This window comes from Cupriavidus sp. (assembly GCF_057315035.1).
Genome location: NZ_DBHKYV010000003.1, coordinates 65,215 through 79,390, shown reverse-complemented (window position 1 = coordinate 79,390; position 14,176 = coordinate 65,215). Strand labels below are relative to the sequence as shown.

Here is a 14,176-nt window from a genome sequence, read left to right as displayed (position 1 = left end):
AGCCGCGACGCATCATTCGATGCGAATGCCATTGCGCTTGATAAACGCCGCCCACTGCCCGCGCTCCTTGCGGATTGACGTCTGGAACGCGGCGGGGGTATCAAATACCGGCACAAAGGCATTGGTTTCGAGTGCATGCGCCAGATCGGGCGACTTCATCGCTGCGTTGATTTCCTCGCTCATCTTCGTGACGATGGATGCCGGCACCCCCGCAGGCGCGAATACGCTGAACGAGGTAGCAACATCGATGCGGGCAGGTCCGGGGTCGGCCAACGACGGCACATCGGGAAGCAGCGCCGTCTTCTGATTGACCGCGAGCGGCTTGAGCTTGCCCGCCTTGATATAGGACTGCACGGAGCTGAGATCCGTGAACATGAACTGGAGACGTCCGCTCAGCAGATCCTGATAGGCTGCGCCCACTCCCTTGTACGGCACATGCAGGTAGCGTGTGCCCGTGGCTTCCTCGATCATGCGCACGCTCAGATACGGTGGACTGGCTTCACCAGCCGAGCCATAGGGAATCTGCCCGGGAAGTTCCTTGCCACGCTTGATCAGGTCGTTGAAGCTATTGATCCCCGACGCGGTGTTGGTCACCAGCACCATTGGCGCCAGCACGCCACGCGCCACAGGCACAAGGTCCTTTTCCACGTCAAACGGCAACTTGCTGTACAGCGATGGACTGATCGCCACCGCCGCGTTGGCCGTGACAAGGAAGGTATAACCATCCGCCGGCGCGTGGGCGACGACCTGCGTGCCGATATGCCCGCTCGCGCCTGGCCGGTTGTCCACGACGAACGACTGCTTCATCGACTTCGAGAGCTGCGTGGCCACGAGCCTTGCATAGACGTCGGTGCCACCACCCGGCGCCGAAGGCACGATCAGCTTGACGGGACGCGAAGGCCACGCATCTTGCGCGAGCGCCGGCTGCGCCTTACCGCTCATACCGGCCACCAGGCATAGCGCGCCGAGCGTCACGGCACGGCGGCGCCGGAACGCGAGCGTTGTCGAATCAGACATGAGTTTCTCCTGAATAGGTATTAGCAAGCTCAAGTTGTGGTTACGGGCGGAACATGGCGGTGTCATGGTCGGCCGCACGTCGCCAGAGATCCCACGCGCGATTGATCTGGCCGTCATTGGCGGCTTCAGCCGCTAGCCCTTCTTCGCGTGACAGGTAGTGAATCTCGCCACCCAGACGTTTGGCATCGAGCACGAGCCGCGCGTTGAGCTGCGCATAGACCGCGCAGTACACGGCCTTGCGCAGCGAATCGGCAGCAACGGTGCTGCCATGCCCGCGCATCAGCACCATCCGGCTGTCGCCAAGGCTGCGCGCCAGCGCATCGCCAAGATGGTTGTCACGGATCAGCATGTCCGTGGCATTGCCCGCCGCATCGGCAATATCGAACACCGGGGCACCACGCGCGAGGAATCCGCTCATATGGCAGATCGGCCGCAGTTCGGCGCCATGCACCACACCGAATGGAATCAGCTCGGGAGCGTGGCTATGCACGACTGCGTTGACTTCGGGCCGCGCGCGGTAGATTGCGGCATGGATATACCGTTCGAGAAACACCTTGTGCCCACCCGTATCGATACACTCGCCGTCGAGCCCGAAAGTGAGAATGTCGAACGCCGTGGCCTGGGCCGGTGCCATGCTGCGCGACAGCAGGAAGCGATTGCCATCGGGATGGCGCACGCTCACATGGCCAAACGCATCGAGCACGCCTTGGTTGAACAGGATATGGCCGGCGTCCACCAGATCCGTTATCAGGTTTTGGTCCATGCTTCTTCCCTAGAAAATGTGCTTCATGCCGACCATCGCGCCGATCTGGTTGTTGCCCGGCGCCGGGATGGCGCCCGCAGCGCCGGAACTGATCGATAACGCGAGGTCGCCACGGTTATCGAGAAAGCCGGCCGTTGCATACAGTGAGGTGCGCTTGCTGAATGCGTAGCTGGTCCGGGCCACATAGAGCAAAGCCTTGTTGGGACTATTGTGAAAGCGCAGGTAGAACGCTTCGGCATCCACGCTGAGCGCCGGCGTTAGCGCATATGACACGCCCACGAACCACATGTCGCTGCGGGGCGTGGCACTACCGTCGTTGTCGCGCCTCAACACGCCGCCACCCACCTTGGCCTTGCCGATATTCGCGTAGCCATTGAGCCCAAGTCGATCGTCCTTGAGGCCGCTATTGGTCAGGCCGCCAAATGCACCCGGGCCGCCGCGCAGCGAGTCATACACCGCACTCACACCCCATGAGCCGCCTTCGTACATCAGCAGCGCGGACCACTCCCGGCATGCACGGTGGTCCGCCGGGTTTTCTCCAGCGCAGTTCGTACCCGATGGACTGTTTGCATTGACGGTGTCGCGGCCAAAGCTGTATGTGCCGCCAATGGTGAAGCCGCCAAACTTGCCCTTGTAGGAGATGGCGTTGTCGGTGCGCGCGCTAGGCAGATAGCTGTCGAGTGATGACGAGCCAAATGTGTTGGGGCCGAGCATGTCGGGCTCAAGCATCGACCAGAACAGCATGGTGTATTGCCGCCCGAACGCCACCTGTCCCCACTGGCCAGACAGGCCCACCCATGCCTGCCGGCCAAACAACCGGCCACCCTGGTTCGACACGCCCGAATCGGCAGCGAATCCGGATTCGAGCACGAACTGACTCTTGAGTCCGCCGCCCAGGTCTTCGGTCCCGCGCAAACCCCAGCGCGACGGCACGGTGCCCGCCAGGCCTGGCATGCGCACGACACTGTTCTTGCTTGCGCCCACATTGGTCACAAGCTCCACGCCGGTATCGAACACGCCGTAGACGGTCACCGACGACTGCGCATGGGCGTAGCCCACCCCGACCATCGACGCGCACAGCGTCATGGCCAATGCAGAATGCTTCAATTGAGGTCTCCTCTGAGTGGTTTTCTTTTTGTCGAGTGGTCTGCAGTTCGAGACCGCCTCGCTTATTTCCGCTTATTTCCGCTTATATCCGCTTACTTCGACCGGTTGGCCGCCACCGCCACGGCAGCGATCAGCGCGGGTACGACACCGGCCATGAAGATGGCGCCCGGGCTCCAGTTCGCCGCGAGCAGCACACCGCCTAGCACCGGCCCGCTGATCGAGCCGATACGGCCAATGCCAACCGCGCAGCCCACGCCGGTGGCGCGCATATGGGTGGGATAGATTTCGGCCGCGAGCGCGTTGAAGCCGGCTTGCGCGCCCTGTACCACGGCGCCGATCCCGAAGCTGACGGCCACCACAAGTGCGAAGTCTTCCGGCCACATTCCCAGCACCAGCATCAGCGCGGCGCAGGCGATCAACTCGCACAACAGCACGCGCCGGGCGCCCAGCCAGTTCATTAGTGCCCCCTGGATGACCGAGCTGAGCACGCCGCCCACGCTGAAGGCGGAAATCGCCGCAATGCCGGCGGACGCGGGCAGATGCACGCCGATCAATACGGCAGGCATCCAGCTCACGATGAAATACAGCACGACCAGATTCAGGAAGTACGGAATCCAGAGCAGTACCGTTGCGAGCGCGCGCCCCTCGGTGAACAGCAAGCGGATAGGCACGCCATTGGCGCGCCGCGCCGGCTCGGCCGCGTGAAATTGCTCGTCGCCGCGCAATTCAGGCGCGATGCGCCGCATGATCTGCCCAAGCCGGGCCAGGTCGCGACCTCGCGTGGTCAGGAAGCGTGCGGATTCCGGCATGATCAAAGCGATGAGTACCGCCACCGCCAGGGGCAGCACGCCGCCCACGATAAACACCGCGTGCCATCCCGCACGCGGCAGCAACGCCGCGGATACCAGCCCACCGAGCACGGCGCCAAGCGGCATGCCGCACATCAGCGTGGTCACCGTGGTGCGCGCATGCCTCTGCGGTGCATACTCGGACGCCAACGAGATGGCGTTGGGAAGCGCGCCGCCCAGGCCCACGCCGGTCAGCAGCCGCAGCACGAAGAGCTGCTCGAGCGTGGTGACATAGGCAGTGGCTAGCGAAAGGCTGCCGAACAACACGCACGAGAACACGATCATCGTCTTGCGGCCGTAGCGGTCCGCCAGCGGCCCGAGGGTGACGGCGCCCAGCAACATGCCGATCAGGCCCGCGCTCAGTGCTGGCCCGAACGCCTTGACCGGTACGCCGAGACTGACGGCGATCGACGGCGCCAGCATGCCGATGGTCTGCGTGTCGAAGCCGTCGAGCACCGCCACGAGAATGCACAGACCGATGGCGATGCATTGAAAGCGGCCAAGCGGACGGGCATCGATAACGTCCTGAACCAGAAGGGGCTGTCCCTGCGCAATCATGAGGTTGTCTCCAGTATTTCGGGGGGTATTCCCCTCTTTGTGTGTTGCTGTATTGCGGTGTGATGGGGGCCCGCCCGCTCAGGTACGGATCCAGCCGCGTCCCCAGGAATTGAGGGTGTACTCCTCGTGCGGCCAGATGCCGGGCGCCGTGTCGGCGCTGACCTGCTCCAGTTCGGCGGACAACTCCACGCGATTGCCATCGGGATCGGTCACCATGAAGAACAGGTTATTGCCAGGACCATGTCGCCCCGGGCCGAAAAAGATGCCGCGACGCACACGTGCGAACCGGTCGCCCCAGTCGCGGATGTCGTTCCAGCAACTGGTCTCGTAGCAATGGTGATCCCACACATTGTTCGAACCCTGGAAGAACGCCAGCGAGTGATGCTCGTCGTCCGACCGCAGGAAGCATGTGGCGACGGCACCGTCGTCCGCCACGACCTCGTCCGAGATCGTGAACCCGATGCGGTTGACGTAGAACTCCACCGTAGCCGCGAGATCGGTGGTCTGGAATACCGTGTGCTGCAGCCGTGCGGCCATGCGGTCCGGTGCCCGGCGCGTGCGTGGCACACCAAACAGCAGCCGGCGGCCCTGCGGATCGCTCACCTCGAATGCCCCCGCGTTGAAGAAGATTTCAGCTGCCGCGCCAGCGTCCTGTGCGATATCGGCCAGCCTTGCGCGCAGCGCGGCCAGTTCTTCCTCGCAACGTGCCGCATAGGCGGCCATTGCCAGCGCCCCGGCCGGGCCGGGCTGGCCGGTATGGATCACTACGGCGCGTTCACCACCGCCAAGCGCCAGCACGCCGTCGGGCGCGTTCAGCGCTTGCAGTTCGAACAGATCCTTGTAGAACTCTGCCAACGCCGTTGGCGCGCTGCTGTAGAGATGAAGATGATGCAGCCGGAGCGGCGTAGTGGTCTGGAGCGTGGTCATCATGACACCGAGGAGTTGTAGCGGTTCAGTACGGGATCGGAGATCGCCCGGGCTGCGTCAGCCTGATCGGCGATCGCGGCATCGATACCGAGACGCAGGCGGAATGTGTTGGCCCAGGCCGAGGCATCGTTGCGACCGAACACGCCGGCGACATAGCGATCCGGCCTTACGACTACCACCTTGCCGGCCAGCGCACTCAGCGTCTTCGGCATCGACTCCGCAGGGAGCACCACGGGGATATAGCCGCGCTCATGGGCAAGCTGCTCGGCATGTGCATCGGCCACCGGTAGCAGCACAACACGCCGCGTCTCCAGACTGCTCCACATCGCTCTTGTCGCATCGTCCAGATCCTTGCCGGTCATCATGGCGTCGGCGCCGAACGCGATATGGGCGAATCCATGTCCAGTGATGTCGTCCAGCGGCACCGTCCTGCCATCGACCGTTCGTACCGTCGGCTGCGGCAGCATCGTTCCCACCAGATCACTGGTATCGGCTTCACTCGTCACCAGCAAACCTTCGTGAAAGCGTGGCTTGGGCTTGAACTTCATCTGGAGGAAGTAGTCGCGCACCGGCGGCACCAGCGCCGTGGCGCTGAAGAATGCAGTCCAGGCCCATGCCACAACGCGGTTGCGCGGCGCCATGACCATGCCGAGGTTCAACGCGAGCCGGATCAGAGCCCAGGCATGATCGCGACGTTCTGCCTCATAGGAATCGAGCGCGGCCGGCGATAGCTTGCGATGCAGGACGGCCGCCAGTTTCCAGCCGAGGTTGTGCGCATCGCGTACGCCGCTGTTCATGCCCTGCCCCGCGTATGGAGGCGTGAGGTGGGCAGCGTCGCCTGCCAGGAAAATGCGGCCCACGCGCCAGCGGTCCGCCACGCGTGCATGGAACGTGTACACAGTCTTGCGTACCACCTGTGCGGGACGTTCGCCAAGGAACGGGCGCAGCAGTTCGGTAATCCGCTCGGGCCGCAGGATCTCGTCGTCGGTCTCGCACGGTTTGAGCAGGAACTCGAAGCGGCGCGTATGGTGCGGCCCGGGTACTTCGACAATGGGACGCGACGGATCGCAGTAGGCGCGCGTTTGCCAGAACGGATCGGCGTCGTTCTCGGTGTCGACCACCAGCCAGCGCGCCTTGAACGACGAGCCAACCAGCGTGGCCCCGATGGACTGCCGCACGAAACTGCGGCCGCCGTCGCTGCCGACCGCATAGGCCGCATCGACAGCGACCACACCGTCGGGGCCTTCCACCACGGCGTGCACGCCCTGCTGGTCTTGCGTCAGCGACTGCAACGTATGCTCGAAGAGCACCCGCACCGATGCAAAGCGTTGCAGCCCTTCGCGAAGCGTGGCTTCGAACAACGGCTGACGAAATGCATTGCGCCGCGGAAAGCCGTATTCGCTCGCATTCGGCTCCACTTTCGCAAAGCAGCGCCCACCCGGCCGCGTCAGGTAATGCACGCCGTAGCCGGCCACTACGTCCTTGAGCACCGCATCGGCAAGACCAATGGCCTGCATCGTGCGCAGCGACTCGTCGTCGATGGAAACCGCACGCGGTTCTGCCACGGTGCTGGGCTTGCGATCGATCACGATCGTGTCGATGCCTTGCTGGCCCAGAATATTGGCCAGCGTCAGGCCCGTCGGACCGGCGCCGACCACAAGCACCGCCGTGGTGTGCGTGGGGGAATGGGTCATGGCTCTCTCCTTACCGGGCAATCCAATACGCAACGCACTGCTTATTCATCCCGAATCCCGTTGCGCAGGATGCCGATGCCGGAGATTTCGACTTCGACCGTGTCGCCTGGTCGCATCCACAGCGGCGGATTGCGGAACGCTCCCACACCGCCCGTGGTGCCGGTGATGATCACGTCGCCAGGACGCAGTTCGGTGAAGGTGGAGCAATACGCGATCACATCGCCCACGCTGAAGATGAGGTCGTCGGTGCGAGCCTGCTGCACAACTTCGCCGTTGAGGCGCGTGGTCAGCGTCAGTTGCGACGGATCGGGAATCTCATCTGCGGTGACAAGCCACGGACCGAAAGCGCCGGTCAGCGGAAAGTTCTTGCCCGGCGTGAACTGGATGGTGTGCTTCTGCCAGTCGCGCACGCTGCCGTCGTTGTAGCAGGCATAGCCCGCGACATATCCAAGCGCATCCTGGGCCGGCACGTGGCGGGCAGTCTTGCCGATGATCACCGCGAGTTCGCCTTCGAAATCCAGCTTATGCGACGCGCGGGGCCGGACGATTGGCTGCTCGTGCGCCACTTGCGAATCAGCGAAGCGCGTGAAGAACATCGGATGCTGTGGCATCTCCCGGCCGGTCTCGCGTACGTGCGACGCATAGTTGATGCCCACGCAGAGGATCTTTTCCGGGTCGGGAATGACCGGCAGGTATTGCACATCGGCGAGCGCCAGGGTGGGCTGCGTGGTGGCGGCAATTTCGGCAATGCGGCCCAGCGTGCCACGCGACAGCGCGTCCTTGAGGCTGATGCCAACTTCCGCCGAATGTGCAGCAAGGTCGACAATATGCTGACCGACAACAACGCCAAAGCCTTGGCGGCCATCGTGTTCATAGCTGATGAGTTTCATGTGCAGGATCTCGCTGGTCCGTTTGGATGTCTGCATTATTCGCACAATATGCGAATAATGCAGTTCACGTTTACCATTAACCTCACATGGCGAGAATCTTGCATCGGTCGCGACCGACTTTGGTGCTATGCTCCCGACATCTGACTCAGGAGCATTGGCGGTATGGCCACGGATCGGGCACTTGGCGTGTTGACGCTGTTTTCACTGGAGAAGCCGGTTTGGACCGCCGAAGAAGTGGCGGGCCGGCTCGAGGTGTCGATCAGCAGCGCGTATCGCTACTTGTCCAACCTGATGGATTTGGGATTGGTGGCAACGGCTGGCGCCGGCCGCTACGTACTTGGGCCGGCGATCATCCAACTGGACCGCCAGATTCAGCTGACGGATCCAATGTTGCAGCAGGCGCGTCCGATCATGGAGGAACTGATCGGCTATGCGCCGCCGGGGTCAGTCATGCTGCTTTGCCGTGCGTTTGGCGACTCGGTTCTCTGCGTGCACCAAATGCACAACCAGGGACCGCAGGCCGTGGTCAGCTACGAGCGCGGCCGCCCGATGATCATGTTTCGTGGCGCCACGTCGCGCATCATTCTCGCGTTTCAGCAAACCCGCACGCTGCAGGCCATCTATACGAAGTACGCTGCCGAAATTGGCGCCGCGGGCCTGGGCGAAGACTGGGCCGCGTTCCGCCAAACGCTCACGCGTCTGCGCAGACAGGGCCATGCGGTGTCATACGGCGAGATCGATCCCGGTCGGGTAGGTATTGCCGCGCCGATAGTCAATGAAGATGGACGTGCGGTAGGAAGCCTGAGTTTTGTCGTCGCGCAGTCGGAAGTGGACGAACGCGGCGTCAGCCGGCTGGTTCATCTGCTCACGCCTGCTGCGGCGGAGATTCGCGGTTAGGCAGCGCGCGATCTGGATCGCCTATCCCTCCACGCGCGAACCCGAACTGAAAGCGCGATCTTCCGCTTGCGGACTCGCTTCGTGCTTCTCGGCGCCATACAGATCCCAGCAAGAAATAAACAGCGCGGCGATGAGGGGTCCGATCACGAAGCCGTTCAAGCCAAAGACCGCCATTCCACCGAGCGTTGAAATCAGAACAAGGTAATCTGGCATCTGCGTGTCTTTCCCGACCAGCAGCGGACGCAGTACGTTGTCGATCAAGCCAATCACGACGACGCAGAAAACGATCAGGATGACGCCCTTCCAAACCGCGCCGGTCAGCAGGAAGTAAATGGCAACTGGCCCCCAGATCATGGCCGAGCCGATTGCGGGGAGCAGCGACAGGAACGCCATGATGGTTCCCCACAACAGGGCGCCCTGGATACCTAGCACCGCAAAGATGACGCCACCCAATATGCCTTGTACGGCGGCGACAGCGATATTGCCCTTGACGGTAGCCTTCGCCACCGTTGCAAACTTTCTAAACAGATGTCTCTTGTGCTGGTCATTCAGGGGAACGGCCGATCGAATCCGCCTGGAGAGCATCGGCCCATCTCGAAGCAGAAAGAACAATAGATAAAGCATGATTCCGAAGCCGATCAGGATGTGAGCAGCGTTCTGCCCCATATCCAATGCGCGCGCACCCACGAACTTGCTGACAAACAGTGCGCCGCTACTCAACTTGTCCTGAATCGCCGCAACATTGGTCATATTGAAGCGCGCCAACAATTCCCTGGCAAATCCCGGCAATGCATCAACGGCTCGCTGAAGATAGGCACCGAAATTGATATCACCGGAACGAATGCTCTCGAATAGCACGGAACCTTGCTGAATCAACGATCCGGCAATCAACGCTAACGGCAGGATCACCAGCAGGAGAACGAGCAAGAGGGCGACCAGCGCGGCAAGATTGGAGTTTCCCCACAACAGACCCGTCAGTCGACGCTGCAAAGGAAAAAATATGATTGCCGTAATCGTGGCCCAGAAGATCGCCCCATAGAAAGGAAGCATGATCCAAACAAAGGCCACGGTTACCAGGATGGTCAAAGACAGGAAGGCCTTTTTCTCGGTGCCGATCGCATTTTTCATGATTCTATTGGGCGGCGTCGAACTTGCCCCTCACGGTACAGGTCGCCTTGCAATGTATCTCCGCCGGCTCGTTGCGATTGTCGGATGGCCGCTCATTTTCCTGTAGGACAAGCGGGCTGCCCCCCTTCGCTCTGGTGACATCACGGCAAATGCCGCATGCCCGTTTCAACGATGCGCCAAACAGAAGCCAGATCGCGAGCGAGCCTGTTGACAAGGCACCCAGCGCAAGGAAGGCCGTTGAGTATCCGAAGTGCTCAGCGAGGACACCACCCAGAGCCGGGCTGAGTGCGGCGCCGAGGCCTTGCACGGTCATGACGATGCCCTGCCCGGCATTGACCCGCCCGGTTCCCTGCAGCAGCCGCACCACCAGCGCGGGCACGGCCACGCTTTGCAGGCCCGCGCCAATACCATCAAGCGCCTGTACTGGCCAGACTCCCCACCCGGCAATGAACATTCCAGCGACAAGTCCACGGACAGGTAACGCGAGATACGTAATCAGTATCACGCCCCAGTAGCCGACGCGCTGGATAAGGCGGTTCGCAAACAACGCCGCGAATACCATCACAAGCTGCGCAATCACAATCGTTTGAGCAGTAAAGGCGCTGGGGTCACCCTGTCGTGCCGCGACGACCGCGAGGCCGTAGAGTGGAAGCATTGCCGCATTGCCCAGATGGAATATCGCGAGCGAGCCGGCTAACAGGAGCAAAGGTCGGCAGTTCAGTAGAACGCGAAATCCGCTCGCCTGTTCATGCCCTGTCGCTGACGAAGTCACCAGACCCCGTGCGCTGTCGTGATCAATCGAGTCACGAGGAATGAGCAACGTCGACACCACAGTCATCACGCCAAACACGCCGGCGAGCACGAAAACCGCGCCGAAGCCGTAATGCCATCCCAGCCACCCCGAGAGCGCCGCAGCTACCACGTTCCCCGAATGATTGGCCACCTGGTTGCGGCCAAATTGTCGGTCGAATCCTTGTTCGCGCACCATGCCGAGCGTAACCCCGGCAACGGCCGGCCCCAGCGCCGCGCCCGTTACAGCAGTGAAAACCTGGGAGGCGGCTACCATCCAGAAACTGTGCGACAGCCACAGCACCAACGATGCAAGCGTAGTCATGACACCCGCGACGATGATGAGGCCGCGCTTGTGATGCGTCGCGTCGACCAACGCACCGGCCGGTGATGTCGCGAGCATGCCGGCAATGCCTCCCAAGGCCATCACGGTCCCAATCGCATCTGTGTGCCAGCCCTGCGCCTGAAGAAAGACGCCAAGGAATGGTCCGATGCCCGCCTGCACATCGGCCATGAAAAAGCCAAGCCCTTCGAGCGCGTATCGGGGGTTCATGGTGTCTAGCCACCAGTACTTATCGAGAGGCCCGATCAGGGCGCGGTCGGCGTACGGTCGTAGATCTGAGTCAGGTTGCCCGGGGATCCAAACGACGTTGCCTGGAGGGCGGTGCCGTACTGATTTCGTGTGCCGTAGCCTTGCGCCGACACTGTCGCGCCGGTTCGGACTAGCGCTGCGAATTGTTGAGCGACCGGTGGCGTGAGTTTGATCACCGTGCCGTCCGAGAGGATCACGCCGTCCGGCTCGCCTCGCCTTGTGGTTGTAACGTACGCGACCTGGCCCTGGGTACTCAGGCGTGAGAGACCTGCCCCTCGCAGGTTACGTGGCAGGGGGCGAGCATCCGGTAGCGGCGGTTGATCAACAAGTACCTGCCCGCTTCGGACGTTGGTGATACGTTCGGCCTTGACGCTGCCTCCGGCGTCGCGATACCCACTCACCTGCACGGCATCTCCCTTGCGAACCACCGACGTAAGCTGAGCGCCCATATGGGGTGGGAACCGCACCAACCAGCCTTCACCGGTGAGGAAGCCATCGACATCGCCGTCAGGATTGGTGAGAAAGCGTGTCAACGTGACTTGCGTTGCCGGGACCGCTTCCGCAGTGGACCGCCGATCCTTACGTCCGGGCCGAGGAGGAGGCGCCGGCGGAGCTACGTTTGGAGGAGGTGGCGCAGCGTCTTCCGCAACGGGCGGCAGGGGAATCATTGCCCCGTCGGATTGGGGCTGCGCTGCACATCCGGCGCTAGCCGCAAGCGTGGCTGCAAGACCTATCAGGCTAACGGAGCGGATGGCGATTCGCTGTTTGGCGTACTTGGTCCATTGCATGATTTACTCCTTGATTTACTCTCTTTGAGTAGTGAGGAGTTATCTGCAATGGCTATGCCATGTTTCCTTCGACGAGGTCTTCAGGGATTCGAAGCCCTGATGCCCTGCAAAAGCGTCAAGGGATCGGACGCATGGTGTCCGTTTCCTTGACACGTCGACGTTCACGATGTGCGTTCGGATATCCCGAAACTCGACATCCGCGTGTACAGGGACTGGCGGCTGATGCCGAGCTTGCGCGCGGCCTCTGCGCGATTCCCTCCTGACGCGGCAAGCGCGTGAACTATCGCCGCACGCTCCAGTCGAGCAATCGCCTGCAAAAGGGGAAGTTCGAGGAGTTCCAAGGGTATTGCGTCGTCCGCGCCCACTTTCCTCGTCATAAGGAAACCGAAGTCGTCGCACGAGAGCACCTGTCTCGGCGCAAGTGCACTCGCTCGCTCGATTGCATTGGCAAGCTCCCGGACGTTGCCGGGCCAGGAAAACGTAGCGAGCATGCGCTGAGCATCGGCGGAAATATACTTGCGCTGACTGTCGGTGGACGCTGACGCCAGAAAATGCTCGGCAAGCGGCAGGATGTCCGCCACACGCTCCCGCAGTGGGGGCAGGTGTAACGGGATTACATTGAGGCGGAACAGAAGATCTTGCCGAAAGGTGCCCGCTTCAACCATAGAGCCAAGATCACGATGGGTGGCAGCAATAACGCGTACGTCGACCGTCACGACGCGGTTCGTCCCAAGTGGCGTGACTTGCCGCTCCTGGAGCACGCGCAAGAGCTTGGATTGCATTGTGAGCGGCATGTCGCCGATCTCATCAAGAAAAAGCGTGCCGCCTTGCGCCTCTTCTACACGGCCCTTTCGGTCGCCCTGGGCGCCAGTAAATGCGCCCTTACCATGGCCAAAGAGTTCACTTTCAAGCAAATCCCCGGGGATTGCCGCGCAATTCACGGCGACGAAGGGGCCGTTTGCACGCGCAGACGCACGATGGAGCACGAGCGCGGCGACTTCCTTGCCGGTTCCCGTTTCGCCAGTAATGAGCACGGTTGAGTTGGTGCCCGCCGCACGGCCGATGCGCTTCTGCACTTCACGCATGGCGTCGCTTACACCGAGTAGTTGTGGCTCCCGAGCATGAACCTCATCCGTGAATGCCCGCACCGTTGGGAAGTCCGTCGGCGCGGACAGTATTCGCTGGAGCAGGTCAGCGATCTTGTCCCGTCCCACAGGTTTGGTCAGGTGTTCGAACGCGCCGAGCCGCATTGCGCCGATGGTGTTGGCGCTACTGGAGTACGCCGTCAACATCACTACCGGCACGTTTTGAAAGGCTGGTGTTTTGCGGAATGATTCGAGCACGGTGAGTCCATCCGCGCCCGGCAACCGGAAGTCGAGTGCAATCGGGTCGATTGCACTCGCGCAACAACTGAAACGCTTCTTCGCCTGAACGGGCTTCGAGCGGCCTGTGCCCAAGATCCTGTACGGTTTCCGCCAGGCCTTCACGGAAAGCATCGTCGTCATCGATGATCAGTATGGTCGCCATGGCAAGTCAATTACGAACCGCGTCACGCTCGAATCCTCGGCAAGGTAGGCGCGTCCGCCATGCGCCCCCGCAATTTCACGTACGACAGCCAGACCCAGCCCCGAACCCTCTGGACGACCTGTCACGAACGGCTCGAAGATGCGCTCGCGATCCGCCGCATTGACACCGGGGCCGTTATCGATGACTTCGATCCTGAGCCGCTCGCCTTCTTCCGATCTTGCTTTCAGGCAGCGGATCAGTACTTGACCACCGGCCGATGGTGCATGCAGCAGTGCATTGACAACGAGATTATCGAGCGCACGAGCCAGATGCCCGGGATCGAATACCGGCGGACTCCCAACCGTCTCGGCTTCGGCACTGAGTTTGATATTGCGGTCCTCGGCACGTGCCCCATGGATACTGACAATATCGTCCAACCAGGCGCGCAGTTCGACCTCTTGCGGCTGGACGGTCACCGGCTGCGTAAGCGCAAGCAGGCTGCCGACCTGCGATTCGATGCGCCCCACTTGCTCGATAATTGTCTTTAGCGCGGCTTCGCGGCGTACCTCATTGCCAGCGAGCGCATTCTCCGCCTTGAGTCTCATTGCGCCTACCGGATTGCGAATCTCATGCGCAATTTGTGCAGCCATTTTCCCCAGCGTGCTGAACCTG

The 14,176-nt window shown here is 61.9% G+C and carries 12 protein-coding genes and 1 pseudogene; 1 reads left to right on the top strand and 12 read right to left on the bottom strand.

What is annotated here, in order from left to right; translation table 11 throughout:
- Window positions 1-12 precede the first annotated feature (12 nt).
- The 7 genes from ACO550_RS06850 to ACO550_RS06820 all read right to left on the bottom strand — a co-directional run bounded on the left by ACO550_RS06850 (window position 13) and on the right by ACO550_RS06820 (window position 7,804).
- A complete protein-coding gene (locus ACO550_RS06850; protein ID WP_315591594.1) occupies window positions 13-1,017 on the bottom strand; it encodes a tripartite tricarboxylate transporter substrate-binding protein in 1,005 nt (334 codons plus the stop codon).
- A gap of 40 nt (window positions 1,018-1,057) precedes the next feature.
- Window positions 1,058-1,780: a class II aldolase/adducin family protein gene (locus tag ACO550_RS06845; protein ID WP_315591595.1), complete on the bottom strand. Its 723-nt coding sequence runs from the start codon at window positions 1,778-1,780 to the stop codon at window positions 1,058-1,060.
- A gap of 9 nt (window positions 1,781-1,789) precedes the next feature.
- On the bottom strand, window positions 1,790-2,866 hold the full coding sequence (locus ACO550_RS06840) for a porin (RefSeq protein ID WP_315591676.1): 1,077 nt from the start codon (window positions 2,864-2,866) through the stop codon (window positions 1,790-1,792).
- Between the two features lie 113 nt (window positions 2,867-2,979).
- Complete coding sequence (locus ACO550_RS06835; RefSeq protein WP_315591596.1) at window positions 2,980-4,293, bottom strand: MFS transporter; 1,314 nt, start codon at window positions 4,291-4,293, stop codon at window positions 2,980-2,982.
- 78 nt (window positions 4,294-4,371) lie between these two features.
- Entirely contained in the window at window positions 4,372-5,223 is an 852-nt protein-coding gene (locus tag ACO550_RS06830; protein WP_315591597.1) for a VOC family protein, read from the bottom strand.
- Window positions 5,220-6,914: a bifunctional 3-(3-hydroxy-phenyl)propionate/3-hydroxycinnamic acid hydroxylase gene (locus ACO550_RS06825; protein ID WP_315591598.1), complete on the bottom strand. Its 1,695-nt coding sequence runs from the start codon at window positions 6,912-6,914 to the stop codon at window positions 5,220-5,222. Before ACO550_RS06825 ends, ACO550_RS06830 begins: the two co-directional genes overlap by 4 nt.
- 41 nt (window positions 6,915-6,955) lie before the next feature.
- A complete protein-coding gene (locus ACO550_RS06820) occupies window positions 6,956-7,804 on the bottom strand; it encodes a fumarylacetoacetate hydrolase family protein (RefSeq protein ID WP_315591599.1) in 849 nt (282 codons plus the stop codon).
- Between the two features lie 162 nt (window positions 7,805-7,966).
- Here ACO550_RS06820 and ACO550_RS06815 point away from each other — a divergent pair, with 162 nt between their 5' ends.
- Window positions 7,967-8,701 carry an IclR family transcriptional regulator gene (locus ACO550_RS06815; RefSeq protein ID WP_315591600.1) on the top strand — a complete coding sequence of 245 codons (735 nt, stop codon included), beginning with the start codon at window positions 7,967-7,969 and terminating at the stop codon, window positions 8,699-8,701.
- A gap of 21 nt (window positions 8,702-8,722) precedes the next feature.
- Here the strand turns inward: ACO550_RS06815 and ACO550_RS06810 are convergent, their stop codons facing one another.
- The 5 genes and pseudogenes from ACO550_RS06810 to ACO550_RS06790 form a co-directional block, all read right to left on the bottom strand.
- Window positions 8,723-9,829, bottom strand: coding sequence for an AI-2E family transporter (locus tag ACO550_RS06810; RefSeq protein ID WP_315591601.1), 1,107 nt, complete (start codon window positions 9,827-9,829; stop codon window positions 8,723-8,725).
- 4 nt (window positions 9,830-9,833) lie between these two features.
- Window positions 9,834-11,171 (bottom strand): MFS transporter, encoded by a 1,338-nt coding sequence (locus ACO550_RS06805; RefSeq protein WP_315591602.1) that lies wholly within the window; start codon window positions 11,169-11,171, stop codon window positions 9,834-9,836.
- A gap of 35 nt (window positions 11,172-11,206) precedes the next feature.
- A complete protein-coding gene (locus ACO550_RS06800; protein WP_315591603.1) occupies window positions 11,207-11,743 on the bottom strand; it encodes a hypothetical protein in 537 nt (178 codons plus the stop codon).
- Window positions 11,744-12,159: 416 nt separating this feature from the next.
- Window positions 12,160-13,525: pseudogene (locus ACO550_RS06795) on the bottom strand (sigma-54-dependent transcriptional regulator).
- A partial coding sequence (locus ACO550_RS06790) for a sensor histidine kinase (RefSeq protein ID WP_485994458.1) occupies window positions 13,510-14,176 on the bottom strand: 667 nt, incomplete at its 5' end. The gene ACO550_RS06790 and the pseudogene ACO550_RS06795, both read right to left, overlap by 16 nt.

What these genes read in the sequence shown, in the direction of transcription:
- ACO550_RS06850 (WP_315591594.1), bottom strand. Translation starts at nt 1,017, where the DNA reads ATGTCTGATTCGACAACGCTCGCGTTCCGGCGCCGCCGTGCCGTGACG.
- ACO550_RS06845 (WP_315591595.1), bottom strand. Translation starts at nt 1,780, where the DNA reads ATGGACCAAAACCTGATAACGGATCTGGTGGACGCCGGCCATATCCTG.
- ACO550_RS06840 (WP_315591676.1), bottom strand. Translation starts at nt 2,866, where the DNA reads ATGACGCTGTGCGCGTCGATGGTCGGGGTGGGCTACGCCCATGCGCAG.
- ACO550_RS06835 (WP_315591596.1), bottom strand. Translation starts at nt 4,293, where the DNA reads ATGATTGCGCAGGGACAGCCCCTTCTGGTTCAGGACGTTATCGATGCC.
- ACO550_RS06830 (WP_315591597.1), bottom strand. Translation starts at nt 5,223, where the DNA reads ATGATGACCACGCTCCAGACCACTACGCCGCTCCGGCTGCATCATCTT.
- ACO550_RS06825 (WP_315591598.1), bottom strand. Translation starts at nt 6,914, where the DNA reads ATGACCCATTCCCCCACGCACACCACGGCGGTGCTTGTGGTCGGCGCC.
- ACO550_RS06820 (WP_315591599.1), bottom strand. Translation starts at nt 7,804, where the DNA reads ATGAAACTCATCAGCTATGAACACGATGGCCGCCAAGGCTTTGGCGTT.
- ACO550_RS06815 (WP_315591600.1), top strand. Translation starts at nt 7,967, where the DNA reads ATGGCCACGGATCGGGCACTTGGCGTGTTGACGCTGTTTTCACTGGAG.
- ACO550_RS06810 (WP_315591601.1), bottom strand. Translation starts at nt 9,829, where the DNA reads ATGAAAAATGCGATCGGCACCGAGAAAAAGGCCTTCCTGTCTTTGACC.
- ACO550_RS06805 (WP_315591602.1), bottom strand. Translation starts at nt 11,171, where the DNA reads ATGAACCCCCGATACGCGCTCGAAGGGCTTGGCTTTTTCATGGCCGAT.